Consider the following 17,054-nt stretch of genomic DNA (forward strand, 5'->3'; position numbering starts at 1 on the left):
CCATGTCCGTCCGTCGACGCCGGCCCGTTCCGCGGCCGGCGGCGTTCGCCGCGGCACTCGCCGTCGCCGGCACCCTGCTGGCGCTGCCGCCGCTGGCGCTGCTCTTGCCGCCGCCGTGGAACTGGCTGGCGCCGCTGTGCATGGCCGCTGCCGCCGCGCTGGCCACCCTCGCCGGCTGCCGCGCGCGGCAGCAGATCGAACGCCTGGATGCGGCGCTGGCGCGCGCGGCGCTGGCCGAGTCCGAACGCAACGCGCTGCAGCACGACGTGCACGCGCGCGAACGGCTGGAACAGGAGTTGCTGCAGGCCAAGCAGGCCGCCGAGGCCGCGGTACTGGCAAAGGGCGAGTTCCTGGCGACGATGAGCCACGAGATCCGCACCCCGCTCAACGGCATCATTCCGATGCTGGAGCTGATCGGGCGCGGCCCGCTCGGCCTGGACCAGCGCGAGATGCTGCGCGCGGCCAGCACGTCCTCGCTGCAGTTGCTGCGCATCGTCGACGACATCCTCGACTACTCCAAGCTGGAAGCGAACCGGCTGGAGCTGGAGATCACCACCTTCAACCTGCGCGAACTGCTCGACGGCGTGCTGGAGCTGATGCAGCGCGCGGCCGAGGCCAAGGGCCTGCGCATGGCGCTGCAGCTGGACCCGGCGGTACGCCTGCCGGTGCGCGGCGATCCGGTGCGCCTGCGCCAGGTACTGAGCAACCTGCTCGGCAACGCGGTCAAGTTCACCGCGCGCGGCGGCATCGACCTGAGCGTGCGCCGGCTCGGCGAGACCCCGGCGCAGCACCTGCTGCGCTTCGAAGTGCGCGATACCGGCATCGGCATCAGCGCCGAGCGCCAGGAACACCTGTTCCAGGCGTTCACGCAAGCCGACGCTTCCACCACCCGCCTGTACGGCGGCACCGGGCTGGGCCTGACCATCTGCAAGCGCATCGTCGAACTGATGGGCGGCCGCATCGGCCTCGCGTCGCGGCAGGGCCAGGGCGCCACGTTCTGGTTCGAGATCCCGCTGCTGAAGGTGATCGGCGACCTGCGGCAGACCCCGGGCGGCCTGCCGCAGCTGCATGCGCTGCTGGTCGGCGCCGACCCGCGCCTGCAGCGGCGCCTGGGCGTGCTGCTGCCGAACTGGGGCGTGCAGGTGAGCAAGGTCGATTCGACCCAGGAGGCGCTGGAACGGCTGCGCGGCAGCAGCCACGGCAGCAGCGTGCACCCGACCTACGACCTGGTGATCGGCGACCTGGACGGCCTGCGCCAGAGCGCGCGCGCCCTGCAGCGTGCGGTGGCGCGGCTGCCGGCGCCGCAGACCACGCGGCTGATCTGGCTGTACGGCGAAGCGGACATTCCCGAGGAAATCCGCGCGCATGGCGCGCTGCTGCCGCGGCAGGCCGCCGACATCGACCTGCGCAGCATGCTGGCCTTGGCGCCGGCGACGCCGAGCCTGGCCAGCGACGCCGTTGGCGACGGCATCGACAACGCCGAAGAGATCTACCACGACGCCTTCGCACTGGACGCGTTGGCTCCCCCTGCGCCGATCCGCACCGCGGACGCGGCGACCGCCGTGGCCGACGTCCCACCGCCGCGCAGCGGCTATCGGCTGCTGCTGGTCGAGGACAATCCGGTCAACCTGATGGTGGCGCGGCGGTTGCTGGAATCGCTCGGCCACCACGCCGACAGCGCCGAGGACGGCGCCGCGGCGCTGGCGCAGCTGCAGCAACAGCCGTACGACCTGGTGCTGATGGATTGCCAGATGCCGGTGCTGGACGGCTACGCCGCCACCCGGCAGTGGCGCCAGCACGAGGCCGAGGCGGCACGCCCGCGCCTGCCGATCGTGGCGATGACCGCCAACGCGATGGCCGGCGACCGCCAGCGCTGCCTCGATGCCGGCATGGACGATTACCTGTCCAAGCCGATCGACCGCGCGCGGCTAGATGCCTGCCTGCAACGCTGGCTGCCGCCGCAGCCGGCGGCCCTGCCGGCCAGCGCGGCGGTCGCACCCGCGGCGTTCGCGCATCCGGCGGCGGACGCGGCGACGGCCATCGCACACGGACCGACGGTGGACGCGTTCGCCCACGCGGCGCACGTCGAACCGCAGGCCACCCACTACGCCGACCTGCACACTCCGGACGACACCGCAGCCGCCGCGTCGTCCAGCGCCCCCACACCTTCGACCGCCTCGATGCCATCGCCCGATCACGACGCACGCCAAGCCCCACCCGCAGCGCCCGCTCTGGAGCAGAGCGTCGCATCGCCCGGCGCCACCGCGACGTCGACCACGGCGCTCGCCTCGCCAGAGGCAGACGATCTGGAGCCTTCATCGACAGTGCCGGCGCCGGTGTTGGACATCGCGGTGCTGGACGAACTGCGCGAGGTCATCGGCGCGGCCAGCGTGATCCAGATCGTCGAGTTGTTTCTGGCCGATGCGCCGCTGTTGCTCCAGCGCCTGGAGCAGGCCGCGGCCACGGCGCAGACCGACGAGATACGCGAGGCCGCGCACACCCTGAAGTCTTCGGCCGCCAACCTCGGCGCGCTGGCGTTGTCGACGGCGGCCTTGCGCATCGAGTCGGGCGTGCGCAGCGGCACCCTGGACCACCCCGTGGTCGCGGTGGCCCTGGTGATCGCCGAGTTCGCGCGCGCGCGCCTGGCGCTGAACGGCTACCGCGCCAGCGTGCGCGATGCCGCCGAACACAGCGCGCCCTGAGGCGTTCTGGGATTCGATGGCGCCACGCCCATGCGTTCGCGGCCCATCCCGCCAAGGACGGCGCTCACCTGGCGCGACGCGCACGACTCCGTTCGCTCGCTTGCCCGCGCAGGAGCCACTCTTGTTTTCCTTCGGAATCCGCGGCGACCTTTCATTGCCACGCGTCGCGGCTGAAGCCGCTCCTCCGAGAAAAGTGAAGCGGTGCCTGCATGGGCGTCGCCGTACGCCTCCATGCCCTTTGCCACGCCGCATGATCGCGGCCGCGATCGCGACCGCGCAGCGATGACACCACGAGAGGCAGCCGCAAAGTGTTGCGGTTGATCCGCACAGGAGAGCGTCGCAACACTCGCGCAATGCAGGCTTTTTCCGCCCGCCTCGCTTGCTGTAAGAGCGGCCTCAGCCGCGACCGCTCACCGACACCGCGTCGCGGCTGAAGCCGCTCCCACAATAGAGCGGCGCCTTGCCATGCCGATGCTGCGCCGTCGACATGGCGTCGCGCAGGAGCGGCGTTTGCCGCGTTTCGGAATTGGCTGAGCCTTCCAACGACGCATCGCGGCTGAAGCCGCTCCTGCACGAACACGGCCAGAGCCGACGCATCGCCTGGCGTGCAGCAACGAACACGCCCTATCGCGGCGCCCGCACAGGCCAGCGCCGCGGCGCCCTGCGCCGACGGTTCAGTCGTCGAGCTTGGTCAGCAGGTAGTTCGGCTCGCCGATGCGCTCGATCAGGTCGAGCTGGGTTTCCAGCCAGTCGATGTGCTCTTCCTCCGACTCCAGGATGTCGGCCAGCAACTGGCGGCTGACGTAGTCCTGGATCGACTCGGCGTAGGCGATGCCGTCGCGCAGGGTGACGGTGCCCTCCCGCTCCAGCGCCAGGTCGCACTCGAGGATTTCCTTCGGGTTCTCGCCGATGCGCAGCTTGCCCAGCGCCTGGAAGTTGGGAAGCCCCTCGAGGAACAGGATGCGGTCCGCCAGCTTGTCGGCGTGCTTCATCTCGTCGATGGATTCCTTGTACTCATGCTCGGCCAGTTCCTTCAGGCCCCAGTTCTTCAGCATCTTGGCGTGCAGGAAGTACTGGTTGATCGCGGTCAGCTCGTTGTAGAGGACCTTGTTGAGGAACTCGATGACTTTGCTGTCGCCCTTCATGGTGTCGCTCGCGTAGATCCGGAAAGCGCAGACTCTAGCGAATCGCGGCGCGGCGTGAAGGAACGCGAATCGTGATCATCCCGCGCCGCAGCGCGGCGGACGCACTCAGGCGGCGCGGGCCAGGCCGCCCAGCACCGGCAACGGCAGTTCGCGGCTCAGCGCGCGCTCCAGCACCTCGCCGGCCATGTCCAGGCAGGAGCCGCAGGTGGCCCCGCAGCCGGTGCGCATCGTCAGTTCGGACACGCTGCGGCAGCCGGCTTCGACGGCTTCGCGGATCTGGCGATCGGTGACCCCATTGCAGATGCAGACGTACACGGCGGGCTTGGCGGCGGACGGCGCGGACTGCGCCTGGCGCCCATTCAAGCCAAAGTGAGAATGGTTGTCAATTCCGCCTGTTAATCATTATTAATCCGCGCCGCCCAGGGCCCGCCCCGCTTGCGCGGGCGCTTGCGCGGCCGCTCGTGGCCGGCGGTGTTGCCCGGCAGCCAGGCCTCCTGGGCCAGGGCCGGCATGGCACGGATGCCGGCGCCGGCGATGGTCTGCGCCAGCGGCGCCAGGTGACGCAGCGCCCGCGCGTAGACCCCGCGCTTGAACAGCACGACATGCTCCACCGGGTACCAGAAATCGACCCAGCGCCAGTGGTCGAACTCCGGCGTCTCGGTCAGTTCCAGGTTCAGCTGGCTTTCGTCGCACTGCATCCGCAGCAGGAACCAGACCTGCTTCTGGCCGATGCAGACCTGGCGCTCGTTGCGGCGGATGGCGCGGCTGGGCAGGCGATAGCGCAGCCAACCGGGGGTGGCACCGAGCACTTCCACATGCTCGGGCAACAGCCCGGTTTCTTCGCGCAACTCGCGGTACATGGCCTCCACCGGGGTCTCGTCGGTGTTCATGCCACCTTGCGGGAACTGCCAGCCATCCCGGCGCACGCGGCGTGCCCAGAACACCTGACCATCCGGCCGCATCAGCACGATGCCTACGTTCGGTCGATAGCCGTCCGGATCGATCACGATGCGGACTCCTGAAAAATCTACTGGCTCCGACTCTGCCATGGCTGTGGCCAGGCCACAAGCTGCGCAGAAACCCGTTGACAGGCGCCCGCTTCTCCATAAGAATTGGCGGTTCACCAGGGCTATGTAGCTCAGCCGGTTAGAGCACAGCACTCATAATGCTGGGGTCGGTGGTTCGAGTCCACCCATAGCCACCATGGTGTGTACGCCCAAGGCGTGCGATACTTGCAGTCCACATTGCCCCGTCGCCAAGCGGTAAGGCACCTGACTCTGACTCAGGCATTCGGTGGTTCGAATCCATCCGGGGCAGCCAAACACACAAAAAAGGCCGATCGAAAGATCGGCCTTTTTTGTGTGTTTGGCTGCGGGTTCGCGCAGGCGCTACGCGCCTGCGCCCCACACCTCGCTACGCAAGGTGCGGGCCCCGGCCTTCCGCCTCCACATCCCCGCGCCTGTCGGCGCGCCCCCTTGGACTCCAAGGGGGCTATTCCACCAGATGGAATTCGATCCGCCGAAGCGGGCGCTGACGGAAAACGAACTCACTCGACCCGTGCCGACGGGACACACGCGCGCATGGCTATGAAGACATGGAACTCCGCAGGCATGAATCACTTGCGACGACACCGGGTCTTCAAGGCCAGACGGGTAATCGCCCGAAACCGCGCGCAAATCCATCACGCCAACCCGGCGGCGGCGCGCACATGCTTTCGGCAGAAGCCGCAAACCCAGAACGACAAAAGCCCGGCCGAAGCCGGGCTTTTGCTTGGTCCCAGCGGGTTCCCGAGGGAACCCACGCCAGGCGCGATGGATCAGCGCTTGGAGAACTGGGTGGCGCGACGGGCCTTGTGCAGACCGACCTTCTTACGCTCGACTTCGCGGGCGTCGCGGGTCATGAAGCCGGCCTTGCGCAGCTCGGTCTTCAGGGTTTCGTCGTACTCGACCAGCGCACGGGCGATGCCCAGACGGATCGCACCGGCCTGACCGGTAGTGCCACCGCCGGTGGCGGTGACCACGATGTCGAAGCTCTCGGTGTTCTTGGTCAGCTCCAGCGGCTGGCGCACGATCATGCGCGCGGTCTCGCGGCCGAAGAACTCGTCCAGCGGACGGCCGTTGACGGAGATGTTGCCGGTGCCCTTGCGCAGGAACACGCGGGCAGTGGAGGACTTGCGGCGGCCAGTGCCGTAGTTTTGCGAAATCGCCATGATTAGATATCCAGAACCTGCGGCTGCTGAGCGGCGTGCGGATGCTCCGCACCGGAATAGACCTTGAGCTTGCGGTACATCGCGCGGCCCAGCGGACCCTTGGGCAGCATGCCCTTGACCGCGATCTCGATCACGCGCTCCGGGTGGCGCTCCAGCGCCTGCTCCAGGCTCTCGGTCTTCAGGTTGCCGATGTAGCCGGTGAAGCGGTGGTACTTCTTGTCCTTGAGCTTGTTGCCGGTGACGACGATCTTCTCGGCGTTGATCACCACCAGGTAATCGCCGGTATCGACGTGCGGGGTGTAGACCGGCTTGTGCTTGCCGCGCAGGCGGCGGGCCAGTTCGGTGGAAAGCCGGCCCAGCGTTTTGCCGGCGGCGTCGACGAGATACCAGTCGCGCTGGACGGTCTCGGACTTAGCAGTGAAGGTGCTCATTATAAGACTCGGTTGGTCGGGCGGATTCCTGCAGCGAACGGCCGGAACTTTGCCACGCGTTGTGAATTGCAAAAACGCAAGAGGCGAAATTCTACGTGGCCCGGCCGCGGCGCGCAAGTCCACCCATGGCGGGCGGCCACGGGACAGGCGGCGCGCTTGGCAGTGCGCCGGCCGGGGGCGAAAATCCAGGTCCCCACCGCTTCCGGGCTTCCCCATGACCGCCAGCCGCCAGCACTCCCCGCTCGATCGCGCCCTGGTCGAGGCCCAGCGCGCGCTGGAGACCGTGTTCGGCGATCCGCCGGCGCAGCGCCCCTATCCCGCCGCGGCCACCGCCGAGGTGGTCCTGGCGCCGGACGAACGCCGCCATGCCGCCGGCCTGATGCGCATCAACCACGTCGGCGAGGTCTGCGCGCAGGGCCTGTACTTCGGCCAGGCCGCGGTCGCGCGCGATCCGGCCACCCGTGCGCACCTGCTGGAGGCGGCGCAGGAAGAGACCGACCACCTGGCCTGGTGCGCGGCACGGCTGCGCGAGCTGGACAGCCGCCCCAGCCTGTTCAATCCGCTGTGGTACGCCGGCAGCTACGCGATCGGCACCCTGGCCGGGCTGCGCGGCGACGGCTGGAACCTGGGCTTCGTGGTCGAGACCGAGCGCCAGGTCGAGGCGCACCTGGACGAGCACCTGCAGACCCTGCCGCCGGCGGACCTGCGCAGCCGCGACGTGCTGAAGGTAATGAAAGCCGACGAGGCCCGCCACGCCGAGCATGCCGAGCAGGCCGGCGCGCGGCGCCTGCCGCCGCCGATTCCCACGGTGATGGCCGCCGCCTCGCGGCTGATGAAGGCCGTCGCCTATCGGCTGTAGCCGCCCGCCGGTCGGGCCGCGACCGCCGCGGCTGGCATTCCGCGCCCGATCGCGTTAAAGTGAACGAACGCTGACTGATTCTACGTCGCGCACGCCGTTCGAGCCCTGGCACTTTCCCCGGTGCCGTCCGCTCTCCGAAGTACCCGCGCCGAGTCACGCCCGCGTGCGCTCTGCCTGCCGATCGCCATGCCCGCATCCTCACTCCATTCACCGTCGCCCCGCACCCGCTGGTTGTCGCGCCTGCTGTTCGCGACCCTGTTCGCGCTCGGCGGCGGCGCCCTGCTGCTGCACCTGCTCGGCGACTATCGCCAGGCCAGCGCGATCCTGCGCGACCACTCGGTGGCGACCGTGCCGGTGATCGCCGACGGCGCCTTCGGCATGCAGACCCAGCCGCTGGTGCGCTACCGCTTCCACTACGTGTTCGAGAGCAAGGGCCGCCTGCACAGCGGCGCCTTCGAGGCCAGCGGTGCCGAGGCCGCGCCGCTGCTGCTGGATGGGGCCACGATCGAGATCGCCTACGCCAACGCCGACCCCTCGCGCTTCGGGCGGCTGGACCAGTTGCAGCACGCCGGCAACCTCGGCAGCGTGTTCACCCGCGCGGTGATCGCGCTGTCGATCGCCGCCCTGCTGGCGGTGGTGGCGCACCGGCTGCTGATCGGCCGGGTGCTGACCCGGCGCCGCGTCGCCGCCGCCTGAGCCGCGCGCGCCTGGCGCATCGCGCTCAGTGGCCGACCAGCTTCAGGCCAATCACCCCGACCACGATCAGGCCGATGCAGGCCAGCCGCGCCGGCGAGGCGCTGTCGCCGAACAGGACGATGCCCAGCACCGCCGTGCCCAGCGCGCCGATCCCGGTCCAGATCGCATAGGCGGTGCCCAGCGGGATGTGCTTGAGCGCCTGGGTCAGCAGCCACAGGCTGAGGCCGGCGCCGGCCAGGGTGGCCACGGTCGGCCACGGCCGGGTGAAGCCCTCGCTGTATTTCAGGCCGAGGGCGAAGCCGATCTCGAACAGGCCGGCGAGCAACAGGTAGATCCAGGGCATTGTCTTTCTCCGTAGACAAATCCAAACGAAAACGGCCCGATGTCTGCACATCGGGCCGCCGTCGGCAGGGTCGCAGCGCACGCTGCGGGCGGGCCGTCCCGCCGTTGCGGAACGCTTACTCGGACAGGTTGCGCCCGTGGAACAGTTCCTCGATCTCGCGCTTGAGCAGCGCCTCGATGCGCATGCGCTCCTTGAACGAGAGGTTCTTGGCCTTCTCCTCGAACAGGTACTGGTCCAGGTCGAAGTCCTTCAGGTGCATCTTGGTGTGGAAGATGTTCTCCTGGTAGACGTTGACGTCGAACATCTCGTAGCGCGACTTGACGTTCTTGGCCAGGAAGTTCTGGATCGAATTGATCTTGTGGTCGATGTAGTGCTTCTTGCCCTTCACGTCGCGGGTGAAGCCGCGCACGCGGTAATCCATGATCACGATGTCCGATTCCAGGCTCTCGATCAGGTAATTGAGGGCCTTCAGCGGCGAAATGACCCCGCAGGTGGCGACGTCGATATCGGCGCGGAACGTGGCGATACCGTGCTGCGGATGGGTTTCCGGGTAGGTATGGACGGTGATGTGGCTCTTGTCCATGTGCGCGACCACGGCGTCGGAGATGATCTCCTTGCCGGCGGCCTTCTTGTCGATGACCGGCTCCTCGGAGATCAGGATCGTCACCGAGGCGCCCTGCGGATCGTAGTCCTGGCGCGCGATGTTGAGGATGTTGGCGCCGATGATCTCGGCCACATCGGTGAGGATCTGGGTCAGGCGGTCGGCGTCGTACTGCTCGTCGATGTATTCGATGTAGCGCTGGCGCTCCTCTTCGGAAATCGCATAGCAGACGTCGTAGATGTTGAAGCTCAACGCCTTGGTGAGGTTGTTGAAACCTTGCAGCCTCAGGCGAGGCAACGGCTTGACCACGGCGTGGATCCTCTGGAAGTGGGTAGGGAAAGACACTCAATTATGAGCCAAATGGCTCCGCTGCGAAACGTGGCGTCCGTCTCTTGTTTGCCGCCGCGAACGCGTCCCGTTAAGCTTCAGGAATTACGTAGTAGCGAAGCCGCCATGAGCCCCGGAAACACATCCACTGCAGCACCTGTGCGCATCGCTCCAAGTCCTCTGACGTTGGACACCGCCACCATCGACCGCTTCCTGGCCCACAGCCACCGTCGCCGCTATCCGGCGCGGACGGACGTGTTCAGACCAGGCGATCCTGCCGGCACCCTGTACTACGTGGTCAGCGGCTCGGTCAGCATCATCGCCGAGGAAGATGACGACCGCGAGTTGGTGCTGGGCTACTTCGGCAGCGGCGAGTTCGTCGGCGAGATGGGCCTGTTCATCGAATCCGACCAGCGCGAGGTGATCCTGCGCACCCGCACGCCCTGCGAGCTGGCCGAGATCAGCTACGAGCGCCTGCACCAGTTGTTCCTGGGCTCGCTCTCGTCCGATGCGCCGCGGGTGCTGTACGCGATCGGCGTGCAGCTGTCCAAGCGCCTGCTGGACACCTCGCGCAAGGCCAGCCGCCTGGCGTTCCTGGACGTCACCGACCGCATCGTGCGCACCCTGCACGACCTGGCGCAGGAGCCGGAGGCGATGAGCCACCCGCAGGGCATGCAGTTGCGCGTGTCGCGCCAGGAGCTGGCGCGGCTGGTCGGCTGCTCGCGCGAGATGGCCGGGCGGGTGCTGAAGAAGCTGCAGGTCGACGGCATCCTGCATGCCCGCGGCAAGACCGTGGTGCTGTACGGCGCGCGCTGACTGCCATGAGGCGCTAGGCCCGGCGCGATGGTGCTGAGCGAGACCTTCTACTGGTTCGTGCTGGTCGGTCTGGCAGCGCAACTGGTGGACGGCGCGCTGGGCATGGCCTTCGGCCTGGTCTCCTCGTCGGTCCTGCTGAGCCTGGGCCTGCCGCCGGCGGTGGTCAGCGCCAGCGTGCACAGCGCCGAGGTGTTCACCACCGGCGCCTCCGGGCTGTCGCACCTGGCCCTGGGCAACGTCGACAAGCGGCTGTTCCTGCGCCTGGCGCTGCCGGGCATGGTCGGCGGCATCGCCGGCGCCTACGTGCTGACGCAGTTGCCGGGCGAGCTGATCCGCCCCTTCGTCTATCTGTACCTGCTCGCCCTGGCGGTGCTGATCCTGCTGCGCGCGGCCGGCCGCGCGCTGCCGCGCCGCGAGGTGCGGCGGGTGCCGCTGCTGGGCTTCGTCGCCGGCCTGCTGGACGCCAGCGGCGGCGGCGGCTGGGGACCGGTGGCGACCTCGACCCTGCTCGCCCACGGCGGCCAGGCCCGCACCACCATCGGCACGGTCAACGCCGCCGAGTTCCTGGTGACGCTGTCGATCTCGCTGACCTTCCTGCTGACGATGGGCCTGCAGCACCTGGACATCGTGCTCGGCCTGTTGGTCGGCGGCATGCTCGCCGCGCCGCTGGCGGCGCTGCTGGTCAAGCGCGTGCGCGAGCGCTGGGTGCTGGTGGCGGTCGGCCTGCTGGTGCTGGGCATCAGTCTGTATCAGGTGGGCGGGGCGCTGTATCGGTGGCTGGGCTGACCGTGGGGAGTCGGGAGTCGGGATTGGGGATGCGCGACAGCCGGGTTCCGGGCGCCTGAGGCATCTGCTCCGATAGCCCGATCTGCGGTCAGGCCGCGTTCGCTTTTCCCGGGATGGGCCGCGCGATGATCGCGGCCGGGACGCCGCCGCCGATGGCCGCACGTCTCGCCCCGCCCCTGCCCCGCGAGACCGCCATGCACCGCGCCCTTCCGTTCCTGCTGGCCATGCTGTGCCTGGCGCTGCCGGCGCCGCCCGCGCAGGCCGACGACGCCTTCGCCCGGTTCGGGCGCGGGGTCAACATCCTCGGCTACGACCCGCTGTGGAACGACCCGGCGAAGGCGCGCTTCCGCCCGCCGCTGTACCGCACGATCCGCGACGGCGGCTTCCGCACGGTGCGGGTCAACCTGCAGGCCTTTGCGCACATGGACGCGGCCAACCGGCTCGACCCGACCTGGCTGAAGACGCTGGACACGGTGGTCGACCAAGCCACCGCGGCGGGCCTGAACGTGATCCTGGACGAACACGACTTCCACCCCTGCGCCGCCGATGCGGCGCTGTGCCGGAGCAAGCTGCTGGCGTTCTGGAGCCAGGTCGCCCCGCGCTACCGCCACGCGCCGCCTTCGGTGCTGTTCGAGATCCTTAACGAGCCCAACGGCCAGATGACCAGCGCGGCGTGGAACGACCTGCTGCGCGATGCGCTGCAGATCATCCGCCGCGACAACCCGACCCGCACGGTGGTGGTCGGCCCGGCCAGCAGCAATGCCTTCACCGCGCTCGACAGCCTGCGCCTGCCCGACGACGACGCGCACCTGCTGGTCACCGTGCACTACTACAACCCGTTCCGCTTCACCCACCAGGGCGCGTCGTGGGCGCCGGCGGACATCCGCGACCACACCGGCGTGCACTGGGGCAGCGCGGCCGACCGGGCCAAGCTGTACGGCGAGTTCGACCGCATCGCGGCCTGGGCATCGGCGCACCACCGGCAGGTGCTGCTGGGCGAGTTCGGCGCCTACGAACGGGCGCCGCCGGCCGATCGCCTGGCCTGGACGGTGGCGGTGGTCAACGCCGCCGAGAAGCGCCATTTCGCCTGGGCGTACTGGGAGTTCGAGGGCAGCTTCGGCGCCTACGACATCGACCGCGGCCAATGGGTCGCGCCGCTGCACCACGCGCTGGTGGGCAGCGACAGCGCCTACGCCAAGTCCGGCGGCTGATCGCCGCCGGCGGCGCGGCGCCCCCCCCGCGCAGACGGCGATCACGATGCGGGGTTGCAGGCGCCGCGGCGCCGGATGCGACGCAGCGCCCGCCGGAGCATTCCCTAGCGGGAGTCGACGACCTCGCCGGCGCGGTCGCGGCAGCCCCAGTTGAGGATCGGCGTGCCGGACGGCAGCACGCTGCGGAACATCGCCACCGCGCTGTGCTTGGGATTGACCACCACCGGCGCGGCCGCGGCCTGCAGCAGCGGCAGATCGGCGGTGCTGTCGGAATAGGCCATGGCGATCTCGCCATAGCCCAGTTCGCGCAGCATGCGCATCTTCTCCTCGTTGTGGCAGTGGCGCGTGGCGGTGACCGCACCCAGGCGCGGGCCGATCAGGCTGCCGACCACCGGCACGTCCTGGTGCGCGACGAAGCCGAGGATGGCGCGCGCCAGTTCCGGCGGCGCGCCGGTGGCGACCACCACGCGATCGCCGGCCGCGCGGTGCCGGGCGAACACCTCCAGCGCCTGCGGCAGCAGCCGCTGGCGGATCTGCGCCTGATGCTGCAGCACGTACTGGTCGATGATGCGGTTGAACTCGCGCGCACGGCGCAGGCCGAAGCTGGCGATCCAGACGTAGCCGGAGATGCCGGTGCGCCGGGTCGGCAGCATCGCCACCAGCGGCCCCAGCAACGGGGTGGCCAGCACCGCGGCGGCCAGGCGCAGCGGATTGCGCTTGATCAGCCAGGCGAACAGGTGGCTGCCGGAATCGCCGTCGTACAGGGTGTGGTCGAAATCGAACACGACCAGCGGCGCGTCGGCGCGCGGCAGTGGGTACGGGCTGGCGTCCTGCCCGCTCATGCCGCGAAGAACAGCTGCCGCAGCGCCTCGCCCGGCTCCTCGGCGCGCATGAACGCCTCGCCGACCAGGAACGCGTGGACGCCGGCGCCGCGCATCAGCGCCACGTCGTCCGGGCCGAGGATGCCGCTTTCGGTGACCAGCAGGCGATCGCGCGGCACCGCGTCCTGCATCGACAAGGTGGTCTGCAGCGACACCTCGAAGGTGCGCAGGTTGCGGTTGTTGATGCCGATCAGCGGCGCCGGCACCTGCAGCGCGCGCTCCAGTTCGTCGATGTCGTGCACTTCCACCAGCACGTCCATGCCCAGTTGCAGCGCCAGCGACGACAGCTCGGCCAGTTGCAGGTCGTCCAGCGCGGCCACGATCAGCAGGATGCAGTCGGCGCCGAGCGTGCGCGCCTCGTAGACCTGGTACGGATCGATGGTGAAATCCTTGCGCAGCACCGGCAGGGTGCAGGCGTCGCGCGCCTGCTGCAGATAGCGGTCGTGGCCCTGGAAGAAATCCTCGTCGGTCAGCACCGACAGGCAGGCGGCGCCGCCGAATTCGTAGCTGACCGCGATGTCGGCCGGATGGAAGTCCGGCCGGATCACGCCCTTGGAGGGGCTGGCCTTCTTGACCTCGGCGATCACCGCCGGGTCGCCGTTGGCGATGGCCGCCTGCAACGCGCGGGCGAACCCGCGGGTGGGCGGCATGGCCTCCGCGCGGGCGGCCAGCTCGGCCAGCGGCACGCGCGCGCTGCGCGCGGCGATCTCGTCGGCCTTGCGCGCGAGGATGGTGCGGAGAATGTCGCTGCTCATGCGGTTGGGATCCTGGGGGATGGCCGGATTATCGGCGATGCGGGGTAAAGAAGGGATCGGGACCCGCAACAGCCTATGCGGTCAGGGAAGGAGTGCAACCGATGGCTCGTGCGGGCGGACACGACTGGCGCATGCCGTCCAGTTGCGCCTACCGGGCCCCGACAAGCCGCTGCGTACACGCCACATACGCCTCCAGCTTCGCCCGGGCGCGGCCGTCGGCGATGGCCGCGCGCGCCAGGGCGATGCCGGCGCCGATATCGTCGGCCAGGCCGGCCACGTACAGCGCCGCGCCGGCGTTGAAGGCGACGATGTCCAGGGCCGGGCCGGGCACGTTGTCGAGCACGGCGCGCAGCATCGCCATCGACTCGGCGGCGTTGGCGACCTTGAGGTTGCGGCTGGCCGACATGGCGATGCCGAAATCCTCCGGGTGCACCTCGTACTCGCGGACCTGGCCGTCGCGCAGTTCGCCGACCAGGGTACCGGCGCCGAGCGAGAGCTCGTCCATGTCGTCGCGCCCCCACACCACCAGCGCGCGCTCGGCGCCCAGTTCCTGCAGCACGCGCGCCTGGATGCCGACCAGGTCGGGATGGAACACGCCCATCAGGATGTTCGGCGCGCCGGCCGGATTGGTCAGCGGGCCGAGGATGTTGAAGATGGTGCGCACGCCCATCTCGCGCCGCACCGGCGCCACCACTTTCATCGCCGGATGGTGCACCGGCGCGAACATGAAGCCGATGCCGGTGGCCTCCAGCGCCTGCGCCACCTGCTCGGGCTGCAGCTCGATCGCCGCGCCCAGCGCCTCCAGCGCGTCGGCGCTGCCGGACTTGGAGGAGACGCTGCGGTTGCCGTGCTTGGCGACCTTGGCGCCGGCCGCCGCCGCGACGAACATCGCGCAGGTGGAGATGTTGAAGGTATGCGAGCCGTCGCCGCCGGTGCCGACGATGTCGACCATGTGGGTGCGGTCGGCGACCGGCACGGTGCGCGAGAACTCGCGCATCACCACCGCCGCGCCGGCGATCTCGCCGACCGTCTCCTTCTTGACCCGCAGGCCGGTGAGGATGGCCGCGGTCATCATCGGCGAGACCTCGCCGCGCATGATCTGCCGCATCAGCCCGACCATCTCGTCGTGGAAGATCTCGCGATGCTCGATGGTGCGTTGCAAGGCTTGCTGGGGGGTGATGGTCATGAGGGAAGGATCTGCTCGTAGGCTGGAATGGGAAGCGACGTGCCTGACGCGCTCAGCGCGTCTGCGTCGGCCGCGGCATGCGCAGGCGTCCTTGCGCCAGCACCTCGAAGTAGTCGGCCGGGCCGCCGGCGCGCAGCAGGGTGGCGACCGCGGCCGGGTCGTAGATCCCGTCCTGCAGCGCGTGCTCGGCGATGTGCACGCCGACCACCTCGCCCAGCACCAGCCAGGTCTGGATCGGCTCGCCGCGCGCGCTTTGCAGCGGCAACAGCTGGCTGAGCCGGCACTCGAAGCTCACCGGGCTGGCGGCCACCCGCGGTGCGCCGATCAGGCGCGAGGGCGCCGGCGTGAGACCGGCCAGGGCGAACTCGTCGACCTCCGGCGCCACCGCCGCGGAACTGGCGTTCATCGCCTCGGCCAGCGGCCGCGTGGCCAGGTTCCAGGTGAACTCGCCCGTGGCCTCGATGTTGCGCACGCTGTCCTTCCAGCCGATGCTGGCGAAGCCGACGATCGGCGGGACGTAGTTGAAGGCGTTGAAGAAGCTGTAGGGCGCCAGGTTGGCGACGCCGTCGGCGCTGCGCGAGCCGATCCAGCCGATCGGCCGCGGCCCGACGATGGCGTTGAACGGATCGTGCGGCAGGCCGTGGCCGTTGGCCGGCTCGTAGAAGTGGAAGGCGTCGGTGCGATCGTGCATTGGCAGGGTCCGGCGGTGACGGAAGGCGGGCGGCGCCGGCGCGGCGCGTTCAGCGCTCCAGGAAGTTCTTCAGCAAGGCGTGGCCATGCTCGGTGAGGATGGACTCCGGATGGAACTGCACGCCCTCGACCGGGAACTGGCGATGGCGCAGGCCCATGATCTCCTCCACGGTGCCGTCGTCGTGTTCGGTCCAGGCGGTCACTTCCAGGCAATCGGGCAGCGTGGTCTTCTCCACCACCAGCGAGTGGTAGCGGGTGGCCTCGTAGCGGTCCGGCAGGCCGGCGAACACGCCGCGGCCCTCGTGGCGGATGCGCGAGGTCTTGCCGTGCATGATGGTGCCGGCACGCACCACCTGCCCGCCGTAGACCTGGCCGATGCTCTGGTGGCCCAGGCACACGCCCAGGATCGGGATGCGCTGGCCCAGCCGCTCGATCAATTGCAGCGACACCCCGGCCTCGTTCGGCGTGCACGGCCCCGGCGAGATGACGATGCGCTCGGGCGCCAGGCGCTCGATCTCGTCCACGCTGAGCGCGTCGTTGCGCACCACCTTGACCTCGGCGCCGAGCGCCTGCAGGTACTGCACGAGGTTGTAGGTAAAGCTGTCGTAGTTATCCAGCATCAGCAGCATGGCGAAGGACTCATTGCGCGATCAGGAAGACCGCATAGACGTTTTCGGAAAGGGCGAGGGTGCCGGCTTCGAGGGATTCGGCCATGCCATCGGCCGCACGCGGTGACGGGAGGTCGATGACCGGCGACGGCGGCGCACTCGCCAACTGCATCGTGACTGGCTCGGCCGGCCAATGCCCGGCCTGGATGCCATAGGCGAAGTCCGGCGCCACCTCCGAGATGGTGTAAAGGCCGCCCAGGCGCACACCGTAGGCCTTGGCCAGGGATTGCGCGGAGCTGCGGGTCTGCTCGGCCGCCTGGCGCTTGAGCTCGGCGCGCAGCGCGGCTTCGCCGCTGTAGCGCGGCGCGATCCCCGACACCTGCAGTTCCTCGCTGGTGGTCAACGCGCCCAGCAAAGCACGTACATCGTCCAATGCGGCGAAGTCGGCCGAGAGCGTGCGCTGCACGCGGGTGCCTTCGAACACCTGCTTGTCATTTTCGTAGCGGCTCGCCGGCGCGATCGACAGCGTCGTGGCCTGCATGCTGCCGGCCAGCGCGTGGCGCTGTGCGAACGCGGCCAGCACCTTCTCGGCATTGGCCTGCACGCGCTTGCGCGCCGCAGCTGGGTCGGCGTCCACGGCGCTGAGAGTGATGGTCAGACCGAAGCGATCCGGCACCACCTCCCGCTTGGCCTCGCCCTTCACCAACAGATGCGGCTGCGACGGCAGGCTGTTGACCTGCGCGCTGGCGACGGCCGGCAAGGCCAGCACCGCGGCAACGGCCCAGGCACCAAACGTGCGAATTTTCAT

At 69.3% G+C, this 17,054-nt stretch carries 19 protein-coding genes and 2 tRNA genes; 8 read left to right on the plus strand and 13 right to left on the minus strand.

Features of this window, described 5'->3' with window-relative positions:
• Positions 1–2 precede the first annotated feature (2 nt).
• Positions 3–2,702 (plus strand): hybrid sensor histidine kinase/response regulator, encoded by a 2,700-nt coding sequence (locus AC1PME_RS19505; protein WP_481096765.1) that lies wholly within the window; start codon positions 3–5, stop codon positions 2,700–2,702.
• A gap of 674 nt (positions 2,703–3,376) precedes the next feature.
• On the opposite strand, the gene bfr is transcribed toward AC1PME_RS19505, so the two are convergent.
• From bfr to AC1PME_RS19520, 3 genes are all read right to left on the minus strand, one after another.
• On the minus strand, positions 3,377–3,847 hold the full coding sequence (gene bfr / locus AC1PME_RS19510) for a bacterioferritin (protein ID WP_160946133.1): 471 nt from the start codon (positions 3,845–3,847) through the stop codon (positions 3,377–3,379).
• A gap of 105 nt (positions 3,848–3,952) precedes the next feature.
• A complete protein-coding gene (locus tag AC1PME_RS19515; protein ID WP_254461483.1) occupies positions 3,953–4,162 on the minus strand; it encodes a (2Fe-2S)-binding protein in 210 nt (69 codons plus the stop codon).
• A gap of 80 nt (positions 4,163–4,242) precedes the next feature.
• Entirely contained in the window at positions 4,243–4,854 is a 612-nt protein-coding gene (locus tag AC1PME_RS19520; protein WP_254459467.1) for an RNA pyrophosphohydrolase, read from the minus strand.
• A gap of 120 nt (positions 4,855–4,974) precedes the next feature.
• Between AC1PME_RS19520 and AC1PME_RS19525 the strand changes: the two genes are divergently transcribed.
• Positions 4,975–5,051, plus strand: a tRNA-Met gene (locus AC1PME_RS19525).
• A 41-nt stretch (positions 5,052–5,092) separates the two neighbouring features.
• Positions 5,093–5,167: transfer RNA gene (locus tag AC1PME_RS19530), tRNA-Gln, on the plus strand.
• 496 nt (positions 5,168–5,663) lie between these two features.
• Here AC1PME_RS19530 and rpsI read toward each other — a convergent pair.
• The gene (gene rpsI / locus AC1PME_RS19535) at positions 5,664–6,056 is read right to left on the minus strand and encodes a 30S ribosomal protein S9 (protein WP_254459468.1); all 393 of its coding nucleotides are present in this window, start codon (positions 6,054–6,056) and stop codon (positions 5,664–5,666) included.
• A 2-nt stretch (positions 6,057–6,058) separates the two neighbouring features.
• A complete protein-coding gene (gene rplM, locus AC1PME_RS19540; protein WP_010341420.1) occupies positions 6,059–6,487 on the minus strand; it encodes a 50S ribosomal protein L13 in 429 nt (142 codons plus the stop codon).
• A gap of 214 nt (positions 6,488–6,701) precedes the next feature.
• On the opposite strand from rplM, the gene coq7 reads away from it, so the two are divergent.
• Together coq7 and AC1PME_RS19550 are read left to right on the plus strand one after the other, a co-directional pair.
• Positions 6,702–7,346 carry a 2-polyprenyl-3-methyl-6-methoxy-1,4-benzoquinone monooxygenase gene (coq7, locus tag AC1PME_RS19545; RefSeq protein WP_481096766.1) on the plus strand — a complete coding sequence of 215 codons (645 nt, stop codon included), beginning with the start codon at positions 6,702–6,704 and terminating at the stop codon, positions 7,344–7,346.
• 231 nt (positions 7,347–7,577) lie between these two features.
• A complete protein-coding gene (locus AC1PME_RS19550; RefSeq protein WP_481096767.1) occupies positions 7,578–8,042 on the plus strand; it encodes a hypothetical protein in 465 nt (154 codons plus the stop codon).
• A 25-nt stretch (positions 8,043–8,067) separates the two neighbouring features.
• Here AC1PME_RS19550 and AC1PME_RS19555 read toward each other — a convergent pair whose 3' ends face one another.
• Positions 8,068–8,385, minus strand: coding sequence for a DMT family transporter (locus AC1PME_RS19555; protein ID WP_254459470.1), 318 nt, complete (start codon positions 8,383–8,385; stop codon positions 8,068–8,070).
• 115 nt (positions 8,386–8,500) lie between these two features.
• The gene (gene speD, locus AC1PME_RS19560; RefSeq protein WP_017910332.1) at positions 8,501–9,295 is read right to left on the minus strand and encodes an adenosylmethionine decarboxylase; all 795 of its coding nucleotides are present in this window, start codon (positions 9,293–9,295) and stop codon (positions 8,501–8,503) included.
• 144 nt (positions 9,296–9,439) lie between these two features.
• Here speD and crp point away from each other — a divergent pair, with 144 nt between their 5' ends.
• The 3 genes from crp to AC1PME_RS19575 all read left to right on the plus strand — a co-directional run bounded on the left by crp (position 9,440) and on the right by AC1PME_RS19575 (position 12,126).
• A complete protein-coding gene (gene crp / locus AC1PME_RS19565; RefSeq protein ID WP_010341415.1) occupies positions 9,440–10,129 on the plus strand; it encodes a cAMP-activated global transcriptional regulator CRP in 690 nt (229 codons plus the stop codon).
• Positions 10,130–10,156: 27 nt separating this feature from the next.
• The gene (locus AC1PME_RS19570; protein ID WP_307546979.1) at positions 10,157–10,915 is read left to right on the plus strand and encodes a sulfite exporter TauE/SafE family protein; all 759 of its coding nucleotides are present in this window, start codon (positions 10,157–10,159) and stop codon (positions 10,913–10,915) included.
• A gap of 194 nt (positions 10,916–11,109) precedes the next feature.
• Entirely contained in the window at positions 11,110–12,126 is a 1,017-nt protein-coding gene (locus AC1PME_RS19575; RefSeq protein WP_307546981.1) for a glycoside hydrolase family 5 protein, read from the plus strand.
• A gap of 104 nt (positions 12,127–12,230) precedes the next feature.
• On the opposite strand, the gene AC1PME_RS19580 is transcribed toward AC1PME_RS19575, so the two are convergent.
• The 6 genes from AC1PME_RS19580 to AC1PME_RS19605 form a co-directional block, all read right to left on the minus strand.
• The gene (locus AC1PME_RS19580; RefSeq protein WP_481096768.1) at positions 12,231–12,968 is read right to left on the minus strand and encodes a haloacid dehalogenase-like hydrolase; all 738 of its coding nucleotides are present in this window, start codon (positions 12,966–12,968) and stop codon (positions 12,231–12,233) included.
• A complete protein-coding gene (trpC, locus tag AC1PME_RS19585) occupies positions 12,965–13,762 on the minus strand; it encodes an indole-3-glycerol phosphate synthase TrpC (protein ID WP_254459474.1) in 798 nt (265 codons plus the stop codon). The genes AC1PME_RS19580 and trpC overlap by 4 nt, the downstream gene beginning before the upstream one ends.
• A gap of 148 nt (positions 13,763–13,910) precedes the next feature.
• A complete protein-coding gene (gene trpD, locus AC1PME_RS19590) occupies positions 13,911–14,948 on the minus strand; it encodes an anthranilate phosphoribosyltransferase (RefSeq protein ID WP_307546985.1) in 1,038 nt (345 codons plus the stop codon).
• A gap of 52 nt (positions 14,949–15,000) precedes the next feature.
• Positions 15,001–15,639 carry a flavin reductase family protein gene (locus AC1PME_RS19595; RefSeq protein ID WP_481096769.1) on the minus strand — a complete coding sequence of 213 codons (639 nt, stop codon included), beginning with the start codon at positions 15,637–15,639 and terminating at the stop codon, positions 15,001–15,003.
• A gap of 49 nt (positions 15,640–15,688) precedes the next feature.
• Complete coding sequence (locus AC1PME_RS19600; RefSeq protein WP_017910185.1) at positions 15,689–16,267, minus strand: anthranilate synthase component II; 579 nt, start codon at positions 16,265–16,267, stop codon at positions 15,689–15,691.
• Positions 16,268–16,277: 10 nt separating this feature from the next.
• Positions 16,278–17,048, minus strand: a complete 771-nt coding sequence (locus AC1PME_RS19605) for an SIMPL domain-containing protein (protein WP_481098158.1) — start codon at positions 17,046–17,048, stop codon at positions 16,278–16,280.
• Positions 17,049–17,054 lie beyond the last annotated feature (6 nt).

It is taken from the genome of Xanthomonas sp. NCPPB 901 (assembly GCF_056725085.1).

Bases quoted from the DNA above. Each gene is read 5' to 3' on its own strand.
- trpC (WP_254459474.1), bottom strand. From the start codon at position 13,762: ATGAGCAGCGACATTCTCCGCACCATCCTCGCGCGCAAGGCCGACGAG.
- AC1PME_RS19600 (WP_017910185.1), bottom strand. From the start codon at position 16,267: ATGCTGCTGATGCTGGATAACTACGACAGCTTTACCTACAACCTCGTG.
- AC1PME_RS19575 (WP_307546981.1), top strand. From the start codon at position 11,110: ATGCACCGCGCCCTTCCGTTCCTGCTGGCCATGCTGTGCCTGGCGCTG.
- AC1PME_RS19505 (WP_481096765.1), top strand. From the start codon at position 3: ATGTCCGTCCGTCGACGCCGGCCCGTTCCGCGGCCGGCGGCGTTCGCC.
- crp (WP_010341415.1), top strand. From the start codon at position 9,440: ATGAGCCCCGGAAACACATCCACTGCAGCACCTGTGCGCATCGCTCCA.
- coq7 (WP_481096766.1), top strand. From the start codon at position 6,702: ATGACCGCCAGCCGCCAGCACTCCCCGCTCGATCGCGCCCTGGTCGAG.
- trpD (WP_307546985.1), bottom strand. From the start codon at position 14,948: ATGACCATCACCCCCCAGCAAGCCTTGCAACGCACCATCGAGCATCGC.
- rpsI (WP_254459468.1), bottom strand. From the start codon at position 6,056: ATGGCGATTTCGCAAAACTACGGCACTGGCCGCCGCAAGTCCTCCACT.
- AC1PME_RS19595 (WP_481096769.1), bottom strand. From the start codon at position 15,639: ATGCACGATCGCACCGACGCCTTCCACTTCTACGAGCCGGCCAACGGC.
- bfr (WP_160946133.1), bottom strand. From the start codon at position 3,847: ATGAAGGGCGACAGCAAAGTCATCGAGTTCCTCAACAAGGTCCTCTAC.
- rplM (WP_010341420.1), bottom strand. From the start codon at position 6,487: ATGAGCACCTTCACTGCTAAGTCCGAGACCGTCCAGCGCGACTGGTAT.
- AC1PME_RS19580 (WP_481096768.1), bottom strand. From the start codon at position 12,968: ATGAGCGGGCAGGACGCCAGCCCGTACCCACTGCCGCGCGCCGACGCG.
- AC1PME_RS19555 (WP_254459470.1), bottom strand. From the start codon at position 8,385: ATGCCCTGGATCTACCTGTTGCTCGCCGGCCTGTTCGAGATCGGCTTC.
- AC1PME_RS19570 (WP_307546979.1), top strand. From the start codon at position 10,157: ATGGTGCTGAGCGAGACCTTCTACTGGTTCGTGCTGGTCGGTCTGGCA.